Source organism: Pelodictyon luteolum DSM 273, assembly GCF_000012485.1.
GTDB lineage: Bacteria > Bacteroidota > Chlorobiia > Chlorobiales > Chlorobiaceae > Chlorobium > Chlorobium luteolum.
The window spans coordinates 72668-94395 of sequence record NC_007512.1; the positions used below are offsets into that span (position 1 = coordinate 72668).

The 21728-nt window shown below is 57.3% G+C and carries 20 protein-coding genes and 1 tRNA gene; 13 read left to right on the plus strand and 8 right to left on the minus strand.

The window, feature by feature from the left end; translation table 11 throughout:
* Positions 1 to 213 precede the first annotated feature (213 nt).
* Entirely contained in the window at positions 214 to 1440 is a 1227-nt protein-coding gene (locus PLUT_RS00345) for a type III sulfide quinone reductase, selenoprotein subtype (protein ID WP_011356835.1), read from the plus strand.
* Positions 1441 to 1464: 24 nt separating this feature from the next.
* On the opposite strand, the gene PLUT_RS00350 is transcribed toward PLUT_RS00345, so the two are convergent.
* Positions 1465 to 2679: an ArsA family ATPase gene (locus tag PLUT_RS00350; protein WP_041463960.1), complete on the minus strand. Its 1215-nt coding sequence runs from the start codon at positions 2677 to 2679 to the stop codon at positions 1465 to 1467.
* A 306-nt stretch (positions 2680 to 2985) separates the two neighbouring features.
* On the opposite strand from PLUT_RS00350, the gene PLUT_RS00355 reads away from it, so the two are divergent.
* Both PLUT_RS00355 and PLUT_RS11860 read left to right on the plus strand, forming a co-directional pair.
* On the plus strand, positions 2986 to 4440 hold the full coding sequence (locus tag PLUT_RS00355; RefSeq protein WP_011356837.1) for an NAD(P)/FAD-dependent oxidoreductase: 1455 nt from the start codon (positions 2986 to 2988) through the stop codon (positions 4438 to 4440).
* Positions 4441 to 4499: 59 nt separating this feature from the next.
* Positions 4500 to 4658 (plus strand): hypothetical protein, encoded by a 159-nt coding sequence (locus PLUT_RS11860; protein ID WP_011356838.1) that lies wholly within the window; start codon positions 4500 to 4502, stop codon positions 4656 to 4658.
* 347 nt (positions 4659 to 5005) lie between these two features.
* Here the strand turns inward: PLUT_RS11860 and PLUT_RS00360 are convergent, their stop codons facing one another.
* From PLUT_RS00360 to PLUT_RS00380, 5 genes are all read right to left on the minus strand, one after another.
* A complete protein-coding gene (locus PLUT_RS00360; RefSeq protein WP_011356839.1) occupies positions 5006 to 5542 on the minus strand; it encodes a nitroreductase family protein in 537 nt (178 codons plus the stop codon).
* Complete coding sequence (locus tag PLUT_RS00365) at positions 5539 to 6150, minus strand: DUF1997 domain-containing protein (protein WP_011356840.1); 612 nt, start codon at positions 6148 to 6150, stop codon at positions 5539 to 5541. Before PLUT_RS00365 ends, PLUT_RS00360 begins: the two co-directional genes overlap by 4 nt.
* A 50-nt stretch (positions 6151 to 6200) precedes the next feature.
* A complete protein-coding gene (gene prfA, locus PLUT_RS00370) occupies positions 6201 to 7277 on the minus strand; it encodes a peptide chain release factor 1 (RefSeq protein ID WP_011356841.1) in 1077 nt (358 codons plus the stop codon).
* 17 nt (positions 7278 to 7294) lie between these two features.
* Positions 7295 to 8659: an RIP metalloprotease RseP gene (gene rseP, locus PLUT_RS00375; protein ID WP_011356842.1), complete on the minus strand. Its 1365-nt coding sequence runs from the start codon at positions 8657 to 8659 to the stop codon at positions 7295 to 7297.
* Between the two features lie 86 nt (positions 8660 to 8745).
* Positions 8746 to 9894 (minus strand): 1-deoxy-D-xylulose-5-phosphate reductoisomerase, encoded by a 1149-nt coding sequence (locus PLUT_RS00380; protein WP_011356843.1) that lies wholly within the window; start codon positions 9892 to 9894, stop codon positions 8746 to 8748.
* A gap of 157 nt (positions 9895 to 10051) precedes the next feature.
* Here PLUT_RS00380 and PLUT_RS00385 point away from each other — a divergent pair.
* Positions 10052 to 10125, plus strand: a tRNA-Val gene (locus PLUT_RS00385).
* Positions 10126 to 10201: 76 nt separating this feature from the next.
* Here PLUT_RS00385 and ftsH read toward each other — a convergent pair.
* Positions 10202 to 12322 carry an ATP-dependent zinc metalloprotease FtsH gene (gene ftsH, locus PLUT_RS00390; RefSeq protein WP_011356844.1) on the minus strand — a complete coding sequence of 707 codons (2121 nt, stop codon included), beginning with the start codon at positions 12320 to 12322 and terminating at the stop codon, positions 10202 to 10204.
* 238 nt (positions 12323 to 12560) lie between these two features.
* Between ftsH and pyrF the strand changes: the two genes are divergently transcribed.
* The 9 genes from pyrF (at position 12561) to PLUT_RS00435 (ending at position 21040) form a co-directional block, all read left to right on the plus strand.
* Positions 12561 to 13385: an orotidine-5'-phosphate decarboxylase gene (pyrF, locus tag PLUT_RS00395; RefSeq protein ID WP_011356845.1), complete on the plus strand. Its 825-nt coding sequence runs from the start codon at positions 12561 to 12563 to the stop codon at positions 13383 to 13385.
* 64 nt (positions 13386 to 13449) lie between these two features.
* Positions 13450 to 15294: a glutamine--fructose-6-phosphate transaminase (isomerizing) gene (glmS, locus tag PLUT_RS00400; RefSeq protein WP_011356846.1), complete on the plus strand. Its 1845-nt coding sequence runs from the start codon at positions 13450 to 13452 to the stop codon at positions 15292 to 15294.
* Between the two features lie 51 nt (positions 15295 to 15345).
* Entirely contained in the window at positions 15346 to 15720 is a 375-nt protein-coding gene (locus PLUT_RS00405; RefSeq protein ID WP_011356847.1) for a hypothetical protein, read from the plus strand.
* Between the two features lie 141 nt (positions 15721 to 15861).
* Complete coding sequence (locus tag PLUT_RS00410) at positions 15862 to 17376, plus strand: COG3014 family protein (RefSeq protein WP_011356848.1); 1515 nt, start codon at positions 15862 to 15864, stop codon at positions 17374 to 17376.
* A gap of 35 nt (positions 17377 to 17411) precedes the next feature.
* Entirely contained in the window at positions 17412 to 17762 is a 351-nt protein-coding gene (locus tag PLUT_RS00415; protein ID WP_238974599.1) for a YcfL family protein, read from the plus strand.
* A 21-nt stretch (positions 17763 to 17783) separates the two neighbouring features.
* Positions 17784 to 18392, plus strand: coding sequence for a penicillin-binding protein activator LpoB (gene lpoB / locus PLUT_RS00420; protein WP_011356850.1), 609 nt, complete (start codon positions 17784 to 17786; stop codon positions 18390 to 18392).
* Entirely contained in the window at positions 18386 to 18655 is a 270-nt protein-coding gene (locus tag PLUT_RS00425; protein ID WP_011356851.1) for a hypothetical protein, read from the plus strand. The genes lpoB and PLUT_RS00425 overlap by 7 nt, the downstream gene beginning before the upstream one ends.
* A gap of 18 nt (positions 18656 to 18673) precedes the next feature.
* Positions 18674 to 19981, plus strand: a complete 1308-nt coding sequence (locus PLUT_RS00430; protein ID WP_011356852.1) for a CsgG/HfaB family protein — start codon at positions 18674 to 18676, stop codon at positions 19979 to 19981.
* 117 nt (positions 19982 to 20098) lie between these two features.
* On the plus strand, positions 20099 to 21040 hold the full coding sequence (locus PLUT_RS00435) for a TIGR01777 family oxidoreductase (protein WP_011356853.1): 942 nt from the start codon (positions 20099 to 20101) through the stop codon (positions 21038 to 21040).
* Positions 21041 to 21157: 117 nt separating this feature from the next.
* On the opposite strand, the gene PLUT_RS00440 is transcribed toward PLUT_RS00435, so the two are convergent.
* A complete protein-coding gene (locus PLUT_RS00440; RefSeq protein ID WP_041463706.1) occupies positions 21158 to 21430 on the minus strand; it encodes an RNA recognition motif domain-containing protein in 273 nt (90 codons plus the stop codon).
* Between the last annotated feature and the right edge of the window lie 298 nt (positions 21431 to 21728).

Sequence of the window (21728 nt, forward strand, 5' to 3'; positions counted from 1 at the left end):
AGATCAGAAATTTTCAAGCCAAAATAAAAGAATTGCGGGTTATTGCCCTCCACGGATCAACTACCGGCAGCTTGTTTGTAAATGTCCGGCACGGTCTATATATTCACATAATTATTTGAATATATAACTCTCTGGTGGCTGGGCGATGTTTTTGTGCTGGAGAGAAACTGCAACCGGGCGGGTATACCGTTCAATAAAGCCGGAGGGTTTGACATGGCTAAAAAAATCGTCGTCCTTGGAGCCGGTACCGCCGGTACCATCGTTTCCAACAACCTGCGCCGCCATCTTTCCGATGACTGGGAGATTACGGTCATCGACCGTGACGATCGTCATATCTACCAACCGGGGCTGTTGTTTGTACCGTTCGGCATCCAGAAGTCGAAGACGCTGGTGAAGTCGCGAAAAAAGTTCATCCTCCCCGGTGTGAAATTCGTGCTTGACGAAATCACCCATGTCGATCCCGAGAAGAAGGTGGTAAAGACCAGAAACAACAGCTTCGACTATGATTTTCTCGTCGTCAGCACCGGCTGCAAGGTCGTGCCGGAGGAGAACGACGGCCTGCTCGACGCCTGGGGGAAAAACGCGTTCACCTTCTACTACCTGGAGGCGGCCGATGTACTGCACCGCAAACTCCGTGAGTTCGATGGCGGCAAACTGGTGATGGATATCGCTGAGCTGCCGTTCAAGTGCCCTGTTGCGCCGATCGAGTTCGTGTTCCTTGCCGACTGGTATTTCAAGAAACGCGGGATACGCAACAAAGTGGAGATCGAACTGGTGACCCCGCTGCAGGCTGCGTTCACCAAGCCGAAAGCCGCCGCGGTGTTCAGCCGGTCCGCAAAGGAGAAGAACATCAAGATTACGACCGGTTTCGAGTTGAACCGGGTCGACGGCAAGGCCGGGTATATCGAGAGCGTGCAGGGCGAAAAGGTCAATTACGACATGCTGGTGGTAGTTCCCACCACTGTCGGTGACAAGGTCATCACCGATTCTGGCATGGACGACGGCATCGGTTACGTTCCCACCCATCAGAACACCCTCCAGGCGCTCAAGCACGAGGGAGTCTACGTCATCGGTGACGCCACCAACGTTCCAACCTCAAAAGCAGGCTCGGTGGCTCATTACGAGGCGGACGTGGTGGTGTTCAACATCATGGCGGAGATCCACGGGGTGAAGCCCGAAGAGATCTTCGACGGCCACTCCACCTGCTTCATCGTCTACTCGAAAGGCACCGCTTCGCTCATCGACTTCAACTACAAGATCGAACCGCTGCCGGGCCAGTTCCCCGCCCCGCACCTCGGACCCTTTTCCCTCCTCAAGGAGACGAAGGCCAACTGGTGGGGCAAGCTGGCTTTCGAGCCGCTCTACTGGAACGTACTGCTCGGCGGCCGCCATCTCGGTATGCCTCCGACCCTCGTCATGGCCGGCAAGGAAGTGGGCTGAGGCGCAACCCCGTTCCCCCCTCAGTCACCCTTCGGGGACTGCCGGGGGAGCCTGCTCTTTTCTCGTGAAGCTGATGGCGAGCCATCCCGCCTCGTATCGAGCGTCGCCGACACGCATGCCGGCGAGGAACACCGGAAGCACCACCCCTTTCTGGTAGTTGCCGATTCGCAGGGTGAGCGAGTCGCCGACCTGCACAACGCTGGCCTCCATGCGGTTGTCGAATACGAACGGCAGGCGCAGCTTCACGGTGTAGAGTCCCTCCCCGTCCTTCCGGATGCTGACATGCTCTTCGTGGTAGAAGATGTCGAGGGGGTTCTTTCCCGCGTATACCACCTGTCCGACCTTCCGCAGCATGTCGATGCCGAGTACCTCTCTCTTAAAGAGCGGCACCTTGGTGATGGGGATCGGGGCGAAGGAACGCTCGATTTCCTCGATGTGGCCTCGCTGGATTTCCTTCCACTCCTTAAGGAACTCTCCGTCGGCATCATCGGTGTAGACACGGTTGATGACGATCTGGTCGACGGTGATGCCGTAGAGGTTGAGGTATGTCAGTGCGCGCATCGACTCCTTGATGACCATCTTTTCCGGGTTCATGACGAGCCGCACGGTGGTACGGGTGCCATCGGAAAGAAGGTCGATGATGCCCTCGATGGAGGAGAAAAGGCTGTCGACCTGCTCATAGACGTCCACATCGGGTACATAGTCATGGAGCCGGCTTACCCTTTTGGCAAGCGGCCGGATCACCGGCTTCACCACATACTTCTCCAGGTTTCGCATCAGCTTCAGCATCCATCCGAAGGTTTCGGGGAGAGATAGCAGGCGGAGTGTTTCGCCGGTCGGTGCACAGTCGACGACGAGGAGATCGTACTCGTTGCTCTCGTTATAGCGTTTGATGTGGGAGAGTGAGAAGAGCTCCTCCATGCCGGGCAGGACTCCCATCTCCTCGACATAGATTCCCTCTATTCCCTGTACCTGCATGAGGTGCGCGAAGTGTTCGCGCACGATCTCCCAGTTGAGCGACATGTCCCCGTAGACGCTCACCTCCTGACCGTACAGCCGATCGGCGATCCTGACCGGAGAGGGGCCGAGCTCCATATCGAATGAGTCACCGAGGCTGTGGGCCGGGTCGGTGGATATGATGAGGGTGCGGTGGCCTGATTCGGCTGCCATGAGGGCGGTTGCGGCGGCAATGGAGGTTTTGCCAACCCCCCCCTTTCCGGTGAAAACGATGTTTCGCATGTGCATTGCTCTCCGGGGGGTGTTGAACGGTTGCAAGGGATGTAACCCGCTTTGCGGGCTAAGCGTTGCCGGCAGTACAGGCTAGGGAGGCGGGGAACTACAGGAAAAAAGACATATGGATTTGTTTTAATATGAGCATATGCTTATATAGCGTGAACGGGGCTCATGAGAGAGCTTCCGGAAGAGAGGGGCCCGGGAATTATTCAGCCTCTGTTCTTGTAGAACTATCTGCGCCTTCGAGCTTGAAAGGCACGCCGGGCAACCGGTGGAGAGCGTTACTCAATAATTGAAAAATACAGACCGCATATGGCAAAGGTCGTCGTTTTAGGCGCCGGTGTTTCCGGACATACCTGTGCTTCGTTTCTGAAGAAGAAACTCGGGAAGCATCATGAGGTAGTCGTGGTCACGCCGAACAGCTATTACCAGTGGATCCCGTCTAACATCTGGGTCGGAGTCGGCCAGATGTCGATTGACGAGGTCCGTTTCGAACTCAAGAAAGTCTATGACCGCTGGGGGATTGTCTTCAAGCAGGCCAGGGCCCTTGAAATCCATCCCGAAGGGGACGCCTCCACCGGGAAGGGCTACGTCACCATCGAGTACACCGCCGGCGACAACTCGGGCGTCAGGGAGAACGTGGAGTACGATTATCTCGTCAACGCCACCGGTCCGAAGCTGAACTTCGAGGCAACCGAAGGGCTCGGCCCCGACAAGAACAGCTACTCAGTCTGTACCTACTCGCATGCGGCGCACGCATGGGAACACCTGCAGGAGAACATCAAGAAGATGCAGGCCGGACAGAAGCAGCGTTTCCTCATCGGCACCGGGCACGCCATGGCGACCTGCCAGGGTGCGGCGTTCGAGTACATCCTGAACATCGCCCACGAGATCTCCAAGCGCGGGCTGAGCAAGATGGCACAGATCACCTGGATTTCGAACGAGTACGAGGTCGGTGATTTCGGCATGGGCGGCGCGTTCATCAAGCGCGGCGGATACATCACCCCCACCAAGGTCTTTACCGAGTCGATCCTTGCCGAGTATGGCATCAACTGGATCCGGCGCGCCGGTGTCTACAAGGTCGAGGACGGCAAAGCCTACTATGAGACTCTGGACGGCGAAGACAAGGTGCAGGAGTTCGATTTCGCGATGCTCATTCCTTCCTTCTCCGGTGTCGGCATGACGGCGTTCGACCGCGAGGGCAACGACATTACCGACACGCTGTTTGCTCCGAACAAGTTCATGAAGGTCGATGCGGATTACGCACAGAAGCCTTTTGAGGAGTGGTCTGCCGATGACTGGCCGAGCACCTACCAGAACCCGACCTACAACAACATCTATGCCGTCGGCATCGCCTTCGCCCCTCCGCATGCGATCTCCAAGCCGATGACGAGCGTGACGGGCCGTCCGATATTTCCGACCCCACCCCGTACCGGCATGCCTTCCGGCGTTATGGGAAAGATCACGGCACTGAACATCGCCGAGCGCATCCACGGCGCCACAGAGCATCGCCACAAGGCCTCGATGAGCCGCATGGGCGCAGCCTGCATCGTATCCGGTGGTTTCGGTTCGTTCGATGGCCTCGGTGCATCAATGACCGTGTTCCCTGTCGTTCCCGACTGGGACAAGTACCCCGAGTGGGGCCGCGATATGAAGTACTCCGTCGGTGAGGCGGGTCTTGCGGGCCACTGGCTGAAGGTGCTGCTCCACTACCTCTTCTTCCACAAGGCGAAAGGCTATCCGTTCTGGTGGCTTATCCCCGAGTAGAAGAGCGTTTCGGCACAGAGGTAGAAGAAGAGATACATTAACTTTCATTTCGATCAACCATGGGTAAATATAGAATCAAGGCATATTTCGACGAGGCCTATCCTCCGGTGCCCGAGAAATCAACGCTGTTCTGGCGCAAGTTCGTGCCGTGGCAGCTGATCCGTTTCATCATCCTGAACGTGAAGATGATCCGCATCGTCGTAGGCGGCCACTCCTGAACTGAGGCAGGCTGCGGCGGAGTCTCATCCGTTTCTCACGTTTCTTTCGAAAGGGCACAGAATAACCAGCATCCAGTGCTGGGGGGTTCTGTGCCCTTTTTCGTTCTGCATGGACGGGCCTATGGCGTTCGATTCCCTTTTCTGGCAACACCGGCATGCTGCGGCAGAACTCAGGTCGGTCGGTTGAGGGGGGCGTAAGAGGAAGTGCGGGCGCGTGGTTGATGGTGTGTATGCACCTGTTTCGGGTTGAAAGGCCGTCTTCCGTGCCCAGCATGGCTGTTGATCAACTCGGCAGGTTCGATATCCGCCTCGGCCGATGATGCGAACTCAGCCGCCTGCTTTCGCATTCAAAGATATGTTGCGATTTCTTCAAGCGGCTTTCGCTTTTTCGGTACGGGCGTGTATCCTTCGGCCGGATAGCCTAGAGGGGTAAATGCAAATACCTCGTCTTCACCCGTGAGACTGAGGGCTCTTCTCAGGCAGGGGAGGTCGAAAGCGGCGATCCAGCAGGTGCTGATACCTTCATTCTCAGCTGCGAGGATGATGTGGTCCATGGCGATACTGAGGTCGGTTTCCAGCGAGTTATAGCCGTCGGAAGCGCGAACCCATGCATCGCAGCGACGGCCTGTCACCACGAGAATCGCCGGGGCGGTCTGGAGCCAGTCGCGGGAGTAGCAGGCATGCACAGTCCTGAGGACTTCAGGCGTGCGTATCACGATGAAACGCCATGGCTGCAGGTTTTTTGCAGAAGGAGCGAGCCTGGCGGTCTCGAGGATGCGATTGAGGGAGTCCTGGGGAATGGGGTCCTGTGTGAAGCTGCGGGTACTGCAACGTGATGCTGCCAGTGCGTGGAAGTCCATGGTGGTCAGGGCTTGGTCGTTCATGCATGCCGGATATGGCCGAAATCCTTTGAGATGCTGTGGAACATCCGGTTGGTCGCGGTCTGCATGATCATCGACATGCCGGCATTGGTCATGGCTCGGATGATCTGTTCTGGAATGATGCGGAACGCGGGATAGAGGACGAACCGGACATCGATGCGGAGATCAAAATGCACTTTCGTCTGTTTTGGTTCCATCGGCACAAGGAGCATTTCGGCAAAGGCCTTGCCTTCGAACAGATAGTTCTTGGGGTCGTCGACCGGGTCTGAGGGCGCGTGGTGGTGCCAGAGGATCTTGCGGCCGACCATATGGCGGCTGATCATCTCGTCGGTTATCGATTCGGGGCCGATGCCATGTAGTTCCTCAGGAAGCTCCACCATCACCTCGTCGGTCTGTTTGACGTAAAAAATGACGTCAAACGGGTTCTGTTGCGGGTCGGTGACCCGGAAATGCCATCGGTAGACATCTGTCTCATCGGTCAGTTCGACCGTATGGCAGAAAGGGTTGAAGCCCAGAATTTTTTTCTGGTCAGAGAGGTAGTTGAGGGTACGATCGAACGTATCGGAAAAAATCCATTCACCCTTGCTTCTGCCTGTGGCATCCATTTCCATACGACTCTCCCTTCGCAGAGGACCATTGGTGTTAGTTGATTATGATGCCCCTAGGCCCGGGCGGCTTCCTGCAGCCGCTCTGTCTGGTCGTGCATCTTCAGGGCGTCGATCAATTCGCCGATCTCTCCCTGCATGAAGTGCGGCAGTCCGTGGCTGGTGAATCCGATGCGGTGGTCGGTCACGCGCGACTGCGGGTAGTTGTAGGTGCGGATCTTCGCGCTCCGATCCCCACTGGCTACCATCGTGCGCCGCATGTCCGCCCGTTCCTGCTGCTGCTCCTGGAGTTTGATGTCGTAGAGTTTCGCCATGAGCATCTTCATGGCCCGCTCCTTGTTCTGGAGCTGTGATCGCTCCTCCTGGCAGGCCGCCACGAGACCGGTCGGCTCATGCGTGATGCGGACGGCGGTTTCCACCTTGTTGACGTTCTGACCACCCTTGCCTCCGCTCCGGTATGTGTCGAACCGGAGGTCATCGCGCCGGATCTCCACATCAACCTCTTCAGCTTCCGGCAGGACAGCCACGCTTGCGGCGGAGGTGTGGATGCGTCCCTGCGTTTCGGTTTCCGGCACCCTCTGCACACGGTGTACGCCGCTTTCGTACTTAAGCGTGCCGTAGACGTCGTGGCCACTGATGGTCAGGGTGACCTCGCGGAACCCTCCGGGGCCGGAGCTTTCATTGTAGTCCAGCACTTCGCACCGCCATCCCTGGCGTTCGGCGTAGCGCTGGTACATGCGCATAAGGTCGGCGGCAAAGAGCGCGGCTTCCTCTCCGCCGGTTCCAGCGCGGATTTCCATGATGACGTTGCGCGAGTCTGCTTCGTCTTTCGGGAGCAGAAGGATCCGGAGCTCCTGCTCCAGACCCGGGATGCGCTCTTCAAGCTCCAGCATCTCTTCCCGGGCCATGGCCTTCATCTCGGGATCCTCTTCAGCCTTCTGCATGTGTCGCGACTCTTCGAGCTGCTGACGGGCGCTGGCATAACGGTCATATGCCTGCACGATCTCCTTCAGGTCGCTGTACTCCTTGTTGAGCCTGCGGAAGCGAGTCTGGTCGCCGGCCGCTGCTGGGTCTGCGAGCATTCGCTCGAGATCAAGGTGACGCTCTTTTATGGACTGCAGTTTATCGAACATCGGTTTCGCTTACGGCCTCAGGGATTCAGGATGTCGTTGATGAGTATGTAGGCGAAGAGCGCAAGAAGCAGCGTCATGCCGATCTGCTGGATGCGCATCTTGACTTCAATTGGAATCTCCCGCCCCATGACGCCTTCAGCGGCATTGATGACAAACTGCCCGCCGTCGAGTGCCGGGACCGGCAGGATGTTGATGATGGCCAGCGATATCGAGAGCACGGCAAGGAAGTAGAGGAAGCTGACGGGACCCTGCTCCGCACTGCGGCTTGCGATCTTGGCGATCTTTATGGGGCCGCCGACAGACTTGCGGAAGTCCTCCTGTCCGGTGAAGATCTTGGAGAAACCCTGTACGGTCATTGCGCTCATTTTCCATGTCTGGCTGATGCCGCTCTCAACCGATCCCATAAAGCCGAGCATGCGACGCTCGGAGGAGATAGTCTGTCGAAGCATGATGCCGATTTTGCCGCTTGCCGATGGTGTGATGGAGGCGGTGAACTCCTCGCCTTTCATGCGGATTTCGTCGGCAGTGGCCGGCTCACCCTTCGGTGTATCAAGCCAACGCCAGGTGAAGGTGATGGGTTTCGAGGGGTTCCTGGAGATGATTCCCACCACTTCGGTCCAATCGGAGACCGGGTGGCCTTCAATTGCTGTAATGATGCTTCCCGCCTGTATGCCTGCACCGGCAGCGGGATTGTTTGCAAGCACATCATCGATGACCGGAGGGACGATTGGGCGAATGCCGAACCCGTCCTGGTCACTTACTTCGGACATGAAGTGTTTGGGTGTGGCGAGTGTGGTATCGCGGCCGTGGGAACGGAGAACGGTGAAGACCGGGCTTGATGAGGCGAAGCGTTCAGGGTCGAGCGCCTCTTCCCAGCTCGAGACCGGATGACCGTCAACTGCAATAAAGCGGTCACCGGTCTGCATGCCCATCTTGCTGAACACCGACCCTTCTTCTACAAAGGCGGGGGCCGTGGTGCTGGTTCGGGATTCTCCGAGAGTCAAGGTGACGCCGGTGAAGATGGCTGCTGCCAGCATCATGTTCATCGTCACGCCGCCGGCAAGCACAATGAGGCGCTGCCAGACGGGTTTGGCACGGAACTCCCACGGTTGAGGTTCGCCTTGCCCGAAGTCCGTATCCATGCTTTCATCGACCATGCCGGCAATTTTCACGTAGCCGCCGAGCGGAAAGACCCCGATGCCGTACTCCGTCTCTCCGATCTTCTTTTTCCAGAGACGCATGTCGAAGAAGTCGAATCCGATGTAGAACTTGTCGACACGCATGCCGAAAATTCTCGCCGTGATGAAGTGTCCGAACTCATGGACGGTGACGAGGATGAAGATTGCGACGATGAAAAAGAATGTTGTGCTCAGAACGTCCATGGGTATCAGTTGCTGGAAACTGCCCGGGCTCAGGGCCCGGGATGCTTCCTGGTTTCATTGGTACGCGGATGCGCCTTCGGGGTGCGTTATCCGATGATTGCGTTTGCCGCCCGGCGTGCCCAACCGTCGGCATTGATATACTCCTCGAGCTCTACGGGGGTGTAAGCCTCATGCGCCTGCATGGTTTTGTCAACGGTTTCGGCGATGGCGGTGAAGCCGATCTTGTTGTTGAGGAAGGCCGCGACTGCTACTTCGTTTGCCGCATTCAGCACCGCCGGGTAAGTCCTCCCTGCCTTGAGGGCATCGAAGGCGAGACGCAGCGCCGGGAACCGGACCATATCGGGTTCCTCGAAGGTGAGGGTGCCGATGGTTGCCAGATCGAGTTTCTTGATGCCGCTTTCGCACCGTTCCGGCCAGGAAAGGGCGTAGGCAATCGGGGCGCGCATGTCGGGGGACCCGAGCTGGGCGATCACGCAGCCGTCGATGTACTCGACCATAGAGTGGATGATGCTCTGCGGATGGACTACCACGCCGATCTTTTCGGCGGGCATGTTGAAGAGCCAGTGAGCCTCGATCACTTCAAGCCCTTTGTTCATCATGCTTGCCGAGTCGATGGTGATTTTTGCGCCCATGCTCCACTGCGGGTGCTTGAGGGCCTGCTCGGGGCCGGCCTTCTCCATGTCGGCGAAGGACGAGTTGCGGAAAGGTCCGCCCGAAGCGGTGAGGATGATGCGCTCCACGTCTTCCTGACGGTGGCCCTGAAGCGACTGGAAGATGGCGGAATGTTCGCTGTCGACCGGCAGTAGCCGCACGTTGTGTTTCTTTACGAGATCGGATACCAGCTGTCCTGCGACGACGAGGGTCTCCTTGTTTGCCAGCGCGATATCTTTTCCCGCCTTGATGGCCTTGACGGTGGGGGTCAGTCCTGCAGCACCCACGATTGCCGAGACGACCATGTCGGAGCCCTCGGCGGCAGCAACGGTTCCGGCGCCTTCGATGCCGTGGCATATCTCGGGCAGGTCGGTGCCGAGGAGAGTTTTGAGGAGTTCAGCGGACCCGGCATCACGTACCGATACGATGGAGGGGTTGAACTCCCTGATCTGTTCTGCGAGCATGTTGACATCATGGCCTTCAGCCAGGCCGACAATCTTGAATCGATCGGGGTGCTGGCGGACGACATCGAGTGTGCTGAGTCCGATGGACCCGGTGCTGCCGAGAATCGATAATGCTCTCATGGTAGTGGGAAAAAATGGTTGCCGGATTGCGCTGAAAGGTAACGGGCTGAATTTATGCTTTTTCGTGAAGGCTTACAAACAGAGCAGATCCCGTTTCAGGGCTGCCGTTTTTTCTCTTTGCATTACAGGGAAAATATGGTATAATAAGCCCCCTCAAGGGTCTCTAGCTCAGCTGGTTAGAGCAACTGGTTTACACCCAGTAGGTCGGGGGTTCGAATCCCTCGGGACCCACATCAGGCATATGCCAGGGGCAGGTAAACAACCTGCCCTTTTTTCATTCCTTCTCCCCGCCCTTTTCTCCGTTCATCTAGTTGTCGGAGACGTTTCTGGACTGCCGCAACCGCTCGGCCGCTGCTTCGAGCTCGGCCAGTTCAGTTGCGCTGAGCCCGACCTTTTCCGTGCTCTCTGCGTCCGCCGTCGTTTCGGGTTCGTGCGCAACCATGCCGTTCTCCGCGGATTTCTTGCTGCAGTCAACCTCTCCCGAATCTTCTTCCTGGCCGCCGGGCCGCTTACCGAGGATCTCCTCGATCTGGCAGTACTGGAGCATCTCTTTTGTGAGCAGCTCCCGGGCCAGTGCCTCAAGCTTGCTCCGGTGTTCCTTGAGCATGGTTCTGACTGTGTCGGCAGCCGATTCCACAATAGCCTTCACTTCTTCGTCAATGAGGCGGGCGGTCTCGCCCCCGAACTTCTTCTCGACGCCGGGAGCTCCGTAGTAGGGGTTGTTGCTTTCGTAGTACGAGAGGTTGCCGATCTTATCGCTCATACCGTAAACCATCACCATGTTGTAGGCGATGCCGGTGATCTTTTCCAGATCGTTCTGTGCTCCGGTCGAGATCTCCCCAAACACGCTCTCCTCAGCGATGCGCCCGCCGAGCAGGCCGCAGATGCGCGCGAACAGCTCCCGCTTCGTCATGAGGTAACGGTCCTCGAGCGGGATGTTCATCGTGTAGCCGAGCGCGCTCATGCCGCGAGGCACTATGGAAATCTTCTGCACCGGGTCGTTTTCCGGCATCATCCAGCTGACGATGGCGTGGCCCGCTTCATGGTAGGCGACGATCCGCTTCTCTTTCGGGTTGATGACCTTGTTCTTTTTCTCGAGGCCCGCCACCACTCGCTCGATAGCGTCTTCGAAGTCCTTCATCTCGATGCTCTCCTTGTTGCGGCGGGAGGCGAGCAATGCGGCTTCGTTGGCAGCATTGGCGATCTCGGCTCCGGCGAACCCCGGCGTCTGCGATGCGAGCGCCTTCAGGTTTACGTCCGGGCTGAGCGACATGTTCTTGGTATGTACCCTGAACGTATCCATCCGTCCCTTGAGGTCCGGCTTGTCGACCATGATCTGGCGGTCGAACCGGCCGGGGCGGAGCAGGGCGGGGTCGAGCACGTCGGGGCGGTTTGTGGCCGCCATGAGGATGACTCCTTTGTCTGTCGCGAACCCGTCCATTTCGACGAGGAGCTGGTTGAGGGTGTTTTCGCGTTCGTCGTTTCCGCCCATCATGGCGCCTTTGCCGCGGCTCCTGCCGACAGCATCGATTTCATCGATGAAGATGATGCAGGGGGCCTTCTCCTTGGCCTGGCGGAACAGGTCGCGCACTCGGGCCGCACCGACGCCGACGAACATCTCAACGAAGTCCGATCCACTGATGCTGAAGAACGGCACGTCCGCTTCTCCTGCGACGGCTTTGGCAAGGAGGGTCTTGCCGGTGCCGGGAGGGCCGACGAGCAGCACGCCTTTTGGGAGCTTGCCACCGAGGCGGGTGTACTTTTTCGGGTCCTTGAGGAAGTCGACCACCTCCATCACCTCGGCTTTGGCTTCATCGAGACCAGCCACGTCCTTGAAGGTGATGCGGGTGTGTTCGTCAAGGTTTTCATAGAGTGCGGCCTTGTTCTTGCCGATATTCATGAACTGCGCTCCCGGACCTCCTGCGCCCATGCGGCGGAAAATGAAAAAGTAAAGGCCGAAAAGCAGGGCGAAGGGGAGCACCCACTGGATCAGTTCGCTGATCCAGGTGGTTCCGGGCGAGCCCTCATATCTGACTCCGTGGGTTTCCAGAAGAGCGGTAAGGCTTTCGTCACGGACGGGGTTTACCGTCACCTCGTTTTCCGGGGTTTTCGCGCCGGGCAGAAGCTTGCGGGTTGTATCATTGCCCTCTTCCTGCTTCGGCAGGCCGCTGTCGACGCCGGGCTTGAGCGTGACATAGATTTTCTCGGGCGCAATCCGTACGGATTCGACCTTGTTTTCCGTGATGAATGTCCGGAAGGTGCTGTAGGGTATTTCCCGTGACGAACCTGACCAGAAAAAGGCGAGCTGAAGGCCGATAAGCAGTGCGATGACCACCACGTAGTATATCATCGGGAGCTTCGGTCGTGGCTGGGGGGTTTCAGGTTCGGAATTATAGGGATTGGAGGGTTTCAGCGAGTTTTTTGCCATCAATCAACTGTCGTAATGGTAATTATAAATATCTGTTTCTATGGATCGTTATCGAATGTCGTGAATGATCAATTTACTGGATTCTTCCATTTAATGAAGCATATCGTTCCAAAACATATCATATATTGAGCAATTGTTTAAATGCCTTTCCCCAGCTATTAGTTTCCCTGAGGCCACGGGAAAGGGTGGCCAGATCCCTCTTGACGGCGGCCGTAATATCAGGGAAGGAGACAGCATTATGAACGCAGCCCGCGATAAGGCAAATCACCGGATCTCAACGTTGAAATCACTGCTGTGTGTCGGTCTTGATGCCGACAGGGAAAAGGTTCCTGCAGTGTTTTCTCGATTTTCGAGCCCGGTTCTCGAGTTCAACCGCTCCGTCATCCGCGCCACCCGAGATTATGCGGCGGCCTACAAAATCAATACCGCCTTCTATGAGGCGAGGGGAATCGAGGGGTTTCGCGACATGGAGGAGACTCTGGTGGAAATCCCTTCGGAGTGCCTCAGTATCGCCGATGCCAAAAGGGCCGACATCGGCAACACCAGCAGGATGTACGCCAGAGCATTTTTCGAGCACTGGGAGTTCGATTCCGTGACGGTGGCGCCCTACATGGGCTACGACTCCCTCGAGCCATTCTTCTCCTACTCCGACAAACTTGTTTTCGTACTCTGCCTCACCTCCAATGCCGGGTCCCGGGATTTTGAAGAGCAGCAGCTGGAAGGCGGCCTTCCTCTCTACCGCCGGGTGTTGGAGCGGGTTTCACAGTGGGGTGCCGGTGGCAACGGTGGCGTGGTCGTCGGGGCAACGAAGAGCGCCCTTCTTGCAGACATCCGCAACGCGGCACCGGGTCTGTTTTTCCTGATTCCCGGAGTCGGAGCGCAGGGCGGCTCTCTTGAAGAGGCCGTCGACCTTGGCGTGGACGCCAACCGTGAAGGAGCTCTGGTCAACATCAGCCGCAGCCTCATTTATCCCCCGGGGGAGTTCAGGGATATTGCGGCTTACGAGGCTGCGGTGTCGATGGAGGCTGAACGCCTTCACTCCGCCATGCGGAGCGTCCTCTAGACAGAGGCTCTCTGTTGTCGTATATTATAATGAAACAGCACGAGTACTAACCGGAATTGAATTTATGTGTGGAATCGTTGGATATATAGGAACCCGTGAAGCGGCTCCTCTTCTGCTTGGCGGGCTCCACCGCCTTGAGTACCGGGGATATGACTCGGCCGGTATCGCCCTGCTCAACGGCGGTCTGCCGTTCATGAAGCAGAAGGGCAGCGTCGCCGAACTCCAGAAGGCCTTCGATGCTTCGCCAGCCAGAATGCTTGGCGCCACCATCGGTATAGGTCATACCCGCTGGGCTACGCATGGTGATCCGAGCGACCGCAACGCCCATCCCCATCTGAATGCCCAGGAAGACATCGCCGTCATCCATAACGGTATCATTGAAAATTATTCGGTGCTCAAGCAGGAGCTGCAGGGGGAGGGCTATCATTTCCAGAGCGATACCGACTCGGAAGTGCTCGTTCAGCTCATTGACCGGATATGGAAAATCGATCCGTCGCTCTCGCTGGAGGCGGTCGTGCGGGCTGCACTGCGCCACGTTGAAGGGGCTTACGGTGTCTGCGTGATCTCACCCCGTGATCCCGACAAGATCGTTGTCGCCCGCAAGGGCAGTCCTCTGGTGATCGGAATCGGCGAGGGCGAGTATTTCATCGCCTCCGATGCGGCTCCCATCGTCGAGCACACCAACCGCGTGGTCTATCTTTCCGATGGCGAAATGGCCGTCATCACCCGCAGCGGCTACCAGGTTCGCACCATCGAGAACGTTGCCATGGAGAAGGATATCACCGAACTCGACTTTTCGCTTGAGAAGATCGAAAAGGGCGGATACGAGCACTTCATGCTGAAGGAAATTTTCGAGCAGCCGGACGTCATGCATGACGTGATGCGCGGCCGTGTCAGGACCGAAGAGGGGCGGGTGGTGCTTGGCGGCATCGAGGACTATCTTGACCGCCTGAAACAGGCCAGACGCATTGTCATCTGTGCCTGCGGAACCAGCTGGCACGCAGGCCTCATAGGCGAATACCTCATCGAGGACTTCGCCCGAATCCCGGTGGAGGTCGATTACGCTTCCGAGTTCCGTTACCGCAACCCGATCATCGGACCCGACGACGTGGTCATCGTGATTTCCCAGTCCGGCGAAACCGCCGATACCCTCGCAGCGCTCCGTGCGGCAAAGGAAAAGGGTGCTATGGTGATGGGGATCTGCAACGTGGTTGGCTCGACCATCGCCCGGGAGACCATGTGTGGCATCTATACTCATGCCGGTCCCGAGGTCGGCGTAGCGTCGACCAAGGCGTTTACCGCCCAGGTGATCGTGCTTTACATGCTTGCCCTGGCACTCAGCAAGGGACGTACGATTTCCCATGATGAGATGCGCCTCAGCCTGAAGGAACTCTCGAAGGTTCCGGAGCATGCCGCGAAAATTCTCGAGCTGGACAGCCAGATCCAGCAGATCGCCGACGACTACAAGGATGCACGAAACTTTCTCTACCTCGGCCGCGGCTATAACTTCCCAGTAGCGCTCGAAGGCGCGCTCAAGCTGAAGGAGATTTCCTATATTCACGCCGAAGGCTATCCTGCAGCCGAGATGAAGCACGGTCCCATCGCCCTTATCGATGAGGATATGCCGGTCGTCGTCATTGCCACCCGCGACAGTTCCTACCAGAAGATCCTGAGCAATATCGAAGAGGTGCGAAGCCGAAAGGGCCGGGTGATAGCCATCGCCAGCGAGGGCGACACCGAAGTGGCCCGTCTTGCCGAGCATGTCATCTACATTCCGCAGGCTTCCGCCCAGATCATGCCGCTGCTTACGGTCATTCCGCTGCAGTTGCTCTCATACCACATCGCCACCCTCCGCGGCTGCAATGTGGACAGACCGCGCAATCTGGCGAAGTCTGTCACTGTTGAATAGGTGCGCCGGCGGGATTCACATTTTCATTAACAATAATTCTGATTACCTCTCATGAGTGAACGTGAACTGGGCGCAAGCCCCGATATGCAGGGGGATGCGAGGTTCGCTGCAATCCTTGCAGACCTCGAAACGATCTCCCGGGAACTGCGGGAGGAGGGCGTCCTTGACACTCTTACCGGTACAGAGGGTGGAGCGGTGACGATCGAATTCGGTGTGTGGGGCGAGGGTGATGAGGCAGAGCCGTCCGTTATCGTGAGCATCGATTCGCCTGAAGATTTTGACGGCGACGATGAAATGATCGATGATTTCGAGGACGAAGTGCTTGAGCGCCTTGAAGCCGCATCCCGCGGCTGGTCCACGGAGGCCACGGACCTGCTTGGCGATGATCGGCAGGTGGTGTTGCTCTTCAACGGCGAAGAGGTCTGAGCTCGGCGCTTTTCGCGCAGGATTACTTATATTTCCGTGTAGTTTGTGTTATATTGACATTATCTGGACAGCCCTGTTGGACTTTCATGTCGCAGCGGGCCGGTCCGTGATGTTGCTACAACCCTCTACCCCCTCTCCGATATGACGCCCTCATCCGTGCGTATGGCAGTGCAGTGCATTGCCGTCTGGGTTGTTGTCCTTCTCTTTCTCCAAGGCGCGGCTTACGCAGGCCAGAAGAAGGATATCGAGAAATTCAACATTTTTTTTGAGAACGCCCAGTACGACCAGGCCGCAGATTTCGAACTTGAACGCATAGGCGGCAAGCGGCAGGACAAGGCAAAGCTGCTGCAGTCGATGCAGGCTGCTGCCGCGTTGCGCTACTGCAACCGGCTGGAGCTGAGCTCACTGCTGTTCGATGAGTGTGAAGCGATCATCAAGGAGCATGATGAAAAACTCTTTGCTTCCAATGCGGCATCAAGTGCAGGATCGGTGCTGCTGAATGACAGCTCGCTTGATTATAAGGGGAGCGTCTACGATGGCGTGATGGTCAATACTTACAAGGCGTTGAATTTCTGGCAGGAGGGGAAAATCGATCTTGCCCGAATTGAGTTCAACCGGGCCCTTGACCGGCAGCGCCGGGCTGTGGAGCGGTTTGCCTCGGAAATTGCCAGGCAGAAAGAGGAAATTGCGCGCAAGCAGGCGGACGGAAGCGCTCCCGTCGATCTTGAAGGGAGCGCCAATAGTCCGCAGGTAAGACGCGCTATCGAGAATACCTATTCCAACCTCTTTGAATTTGCGGCTTACCCGGATTTCGTGAACCCGTTCACCACCTATGCCGCGGGTCTGTTTTTCATGTCGCAGGGTGATTACCCGAAAGCCTCCACCCTCTTTAAAGAGGTTGCCGGTATGACACAGGGCAATGCAGTGGTTATGGGTGATCTTGCCGAGGCAGACGGCCTGCAGGCGAAGGGTCGGCATGTCTGGGTGGTCTTTGAAAACGGCTCCGGCCCGGTGAAGGAAGAAGTAAGGCTTGACCTTCCGCTGTTTCTTGTGACGAGTCAGATCAAATACACCGGTATCGCGCTGCCGAAGCTGGTACTCAGGGAGAACGGCTGCCAGGGGCTTTCTGTAATGGACGGGGCGCAGGTGGTCGGCAGTACCGAGCTGCTTTCAAGCATGGACCGGGTGGTGCAGACTGAATTCAAAAAACGCTATCCCGCCATCCTTCGTCGCGCGATTCTCTCGGCTGCCATGAAAACAGTGGTCCAGAACCAGGCACAGAAGCAGTTCGGCGATATCGGTGGTATTCTCGGAGGCCTCATGCAGCGGGCAACCACCATTGCCGATACCCGTATGTGGACGGCGCTTCCCAAGGAGTTCCAGATTGCCAGGGTTCGGGTGCCGAAGAGTGGTGTTCTTGACATAGAAACGGCTGGCGGCAGGGTGTTCAGCGTAACAGTGCCCATCGACGGAAGCTCGATGGTGTATGTGAAGGTGCCCGCCCCCGGGGCTACGCCATTCTGCAGCGTGACGCCGATGAACCCTGTGCCGGTTGCTGCAGATGAAGAGCGGCCTGTCGCAGTTGCCGGCCCTATGGAAGGGCCGGATGAAGCGCATGGAGAAGAGATTCATTCACATCAAGACATGGAGAAATAAGCATGCAAAGGAGTTCAAGATTAGGGGTGTTGTTTATGCTGCTGCTGTTCATCGGCGGGTGTGCCAGCACGCGTCTTGAAGAGCGCCGGGTATCGTTTGTAGATGGTTCGCTGAAGGGTGACATGCTTCTGACCGACTTTGTTTCGGTCGTCAACAGCAGCGGGTTGATGGAGGTGCAGGTGACGGGCAGGAACAAAACCTCCAGGTACCGCCTGCTCGAGTACCGCGTGGAGTGGTTTGAGGGAAGCGGGTTGCAGGTGCCGAGCGTCATGACGCGATGGACGACGTGTCCTGCTTTTGAAAAAGCGAACTTCTCATTCAGTGCCGTTGCCCCGAAACCGGGCGTTTCGGATTTCAGGATTTTAATCAGGAAAGCTAAAAAGTAACCGACAACCATAGGGAGAACCATGAAAGGAAAAAACATTCTGGCCGCTCTGGCGGTGGCCGTTACCATGAGCGGCTGCGCTACCTCCGTCCAGCACATTGACACGAGCAATGACCGGGGCAAGGCAGTTATGGGCCTTGATTACCGCGATTTCCAGACAGCTGCCGCCGAGGCGGTCGGCTCCATGCTGCAGTCCGGCGCCCTGAACAAAAGGGACGGTGGCCGTTATGTGCTTGTCGTTTCGCGTGTCATCAATGACACGATGCAGCGCATCGACACCGACCAGCTCGTCAAGAAGATACGCATCGATCTGCTCCAGAGCGGGAAGGTTGTCGTCACGACAGCCGTCGGCCCGAACGGCCCCGAGGACCGGATGGCAATGCAGACCCGTGAGCTGCGCCAGTCCGAAGAGTTCAACCAGTCGACCGTGGCCGGCAAAGGCAGGATGATCGCCCCCGAGCTCAGTCTTTCAGGCAAGATCCTGCAGAGGAACATCCGTGTGAGCAGCGGGACCCAGCAGGTCGAGTACTATTTCCAGCTGACCCTTACCGACATCAACACCGGCCTGGCGTTCTGGGAGGGTGAGAGCTTCATCGGCAAGCGGGGAAGCAACAAGAGTGTATCGTGGTGAAGAGGGCGTTCATCACACTGCTCGTGCTGACAGGGCCGGGGGCTCTCGCCGCTTCCCCGGACGGCGGGTATCCGGCAACGTCGGATCCGGTTGCGGTCAGCCCGGCTGCGCCTGCAGATTCGGAGATGCCGGTCGACTCTCTTGCTGTCACGCCAATCCTCATCCCTATGCCGGCTGATTCCGCGGCCATCGCCGGATCTCCGGACGAGGAGCCGGTTCCGGTGAGTCTGCCTCCCGAGCCTGAATATGACTGTGATTTCTAACGTTATGCGATTCTCCCCATGAGTATTTTCAAACAGATTTTCCTTGTGATCGTTATCCTTCTGCTGCCCATCCTGGCGCAGGCTGAATTCGTGGTTTCCCAGCTCGACGTGAAAGGGTACGGGGAGACGCGCTCTGAAGCGGTTCAGGATGCCCTGCTTGAGGCCATCCGTCAGAACCACGGGGTTGACATTCAGTCAAAAAGAGAGCTGGTGAGGGAACTTCCGGCTCCGGGTGCCGTGACGGACAGCGCAATGACCACCCCCGACAGGCATAACGCCGTCGTTCGCGACGAAGTGCGCGAGTCGGTTCGTGGAGCAGTCCGGCAGTACCGGGTGCTTGAGGCCCACGAACTCGCGGCCGGACGGTGGGAGGCAAGAGTATTGGTTGCATTCACCCACTACAAAAGCCCCGGCCTCAACGCCTCCAATCGGCGGCGGATAGCGGTAATGCCGTTCCGGACGGCCGGCATTCCGATGCTGCTCGACGGACAGCGGGTTCCTGCTGAAGAGGTCTCTGCGGAACTGGTTCAGCAGGTCGTGACGGAATTGACCCAGAGCCGGAAATTCACGGTACTCGACCGAGATTACATGGACGCGTATCTCAGTGAAAAGTCCCTTCTGCTCTCTCCGGATGGCGAAGAGTCGGAAATGATGAAAATGGGCAGGGTTCTCGGCGTGGACTACATGCTTGTAGGCAGTATTTCAGGGGGAGTCGAGCGCCGAGCAGAAGATGTGTTAGCCCTCACCGGTGAGCGGGTACAGCATGGTGCTGCTTCGCTCAATGTGGATTACCGGATCATCGTGATGCCGACGAGGGAGGTCAAGTGGTCGGGCAGCGAGCGGATTGTGCTTGAGGGGTCGGCTATGCCCAGGGAGGATGCCGTGTCGGCCGCCCCTGATGCCGTTCGCCGCGCTCTGGTTCTCGGTGCGGCTCGGATGATTGTGCGGCGCTCGCTCGATAACATTTACCCGCTTCGCGTCGTCGGCCGCAACGCAGCCGGTGAAGTGCTGGTGAACCAGGGCGGTGTGACCTTGCAGGACGGTGACCTTCTTGATGTGTTTGCCGCTGGTCCCGGTGTGAAGGATCACTATACAGGAGAGTCGCTGGGCGCTGTGGAGAGCCGGATCGGCAGAATCAGGGTGGTGCGGGTTGCCGCTAAAAAGTCCTACGCGGCGGTTGTTGATGGTGAACTGGCTCTCATGGCCGATGGCAGCATCTGCCGCAGGCTCAGCAGTGGAGGTGATCTCCCTCCTGTAAACCCCGGCCGCCCGACCGATGTCCGTTTGTCTGAAGACGGCGGTGCGGTGCTGCCGTTCGACCGCTGATTTTCAGTTCTCTTGTTGTTGCCGGGAATTATTCTTTCCCGGCGTCTGTTTAAAACACCTCTTGAACGGCCCCCCCTTGAAGGGGGTCTTTTTCATCACATAAATCCCAAAGAGGTTATGGAGGGTCATATCGTCATCACCGGCGCCACCGGCGTCATCGGCACCGAACTTGTCGCAGCACTGGAAAAAAGGGGCGAACAGGTAGTGGTCCTTGCTCGCAGCCCCGAAGCGGCTAAAGGGACAGTGCCCGGCGCCGCCAGATACGTCCTGTGGGACTCCGATATGGCCGAAGGGGAATGGACAGGCCTTGTCAGCGGAGCAAAAGCCGTGATACATCTTGCCGGCAAACCCCTGCTTGAGGCCCGTTGGACGGAAGAGCACAAGCAGGAGTGCTACAACTCCCGCATACTCGGCACTCGCCACATGGTGGCTGCCATCTCGAAGGCGCCGGTGAAACCGGCTGTCTTTATTTCCGCATCGGCCATAGGCTATTACGGATCAATGGCGCGTTGCGCTGATACGCCCGACATTCTTGAAAACGGGTCTGCCGGCAGAGATTTTCTTGCCAAAATATGTGAGGACTGGGAACGGGAGGCTCTGGCGGCAGAAAAAAGCGGAGTGCGCCTCGTTCTGCTTCGCACAGGCATTGTCCTCTCCACCAGAGGCGGCATGCTGCAGAAACTGCTCGGACCCTTCAATTTCTTCGTTGGTGGTCCTGTCGGAACAGGGGAGCAGTGCATTTCATGGATCCATCTCGATGACGAGATCGACTGCATTCTTGCAGCACTCGACAATGAGGACTGGAGCGGCCCCGTGAATGCTGTCGGACCGAAACCGGTTTCAATGAAAGAATTCGCCCAGACGCTCGGCTCCGTGCTCGGCCGCCCGTCGCTGCTTCCCGTACCAAAGATGGCGGTGCAGGTTCTTCTGGGAGAGGGCGCAGAGTATGCCGTAAAGGGGCAGAAGGTGTTGCCGGGATTCATGACGGCGCATGGCTTTGTGTTTCGTTTCCCCTCGCTTGCCGCAGCGCTCAGGGATCTGGTTCAGCGCGAGCACTGAGAGTCGTACTATGAAGATGGCCGGCCCTTTTCGGGGGATGCGGAACGGGCAACTAAAAAAGCCGGACGGAACCTGTGTGTTCCGCCCGGCTTTATCATCTATTACTGGAGACAGCGCTCAGTAGCTGCTCCTTCTGGGAGCCCTTTCTTCCCGGGGCCTTGCCTCGTTCACTTTGATGGTTCGGCCTTTGAACTCCTGCTCGTTCATCGCCTCGATGGCGGCACGGCCTGCCTCGTCGCTCGACATGTCAACAAAGCCGAACCCCTTTGAGCGTCCGGAAAATTTGTCCATGATGATGTTTGCGCTGTCGACCTGCCCGAACTGGGAGAATGCATCGCGAAGATCATCTTCTGACACGGAGTACGGCAGATTGCCAATATAAATATTCATTTTTAGGTCTTGGTATACATGGTGCATTGATAGAAAGAGGCGCTCTGCAGATAACCAAGGCACAAATTACCTGTAAGCGACCAGCCAACCATTGGCTGGTTTCTAAGCGGTAATTTATGGTAATGCGAATTTGTTTTCAAAAAAATAAAATCGCCCTGGACGGGTTGTTTTTGCCTCGTCCGCGTCACTTCCTCTGCCGTAATACGCGGATAATCATAATTCTGTTGCTCGCGGTGCTATTGTTTTGCTTTTACTTAAATAAATAATTATTTACTCTTCATAGTCTTAAATTTTTTAG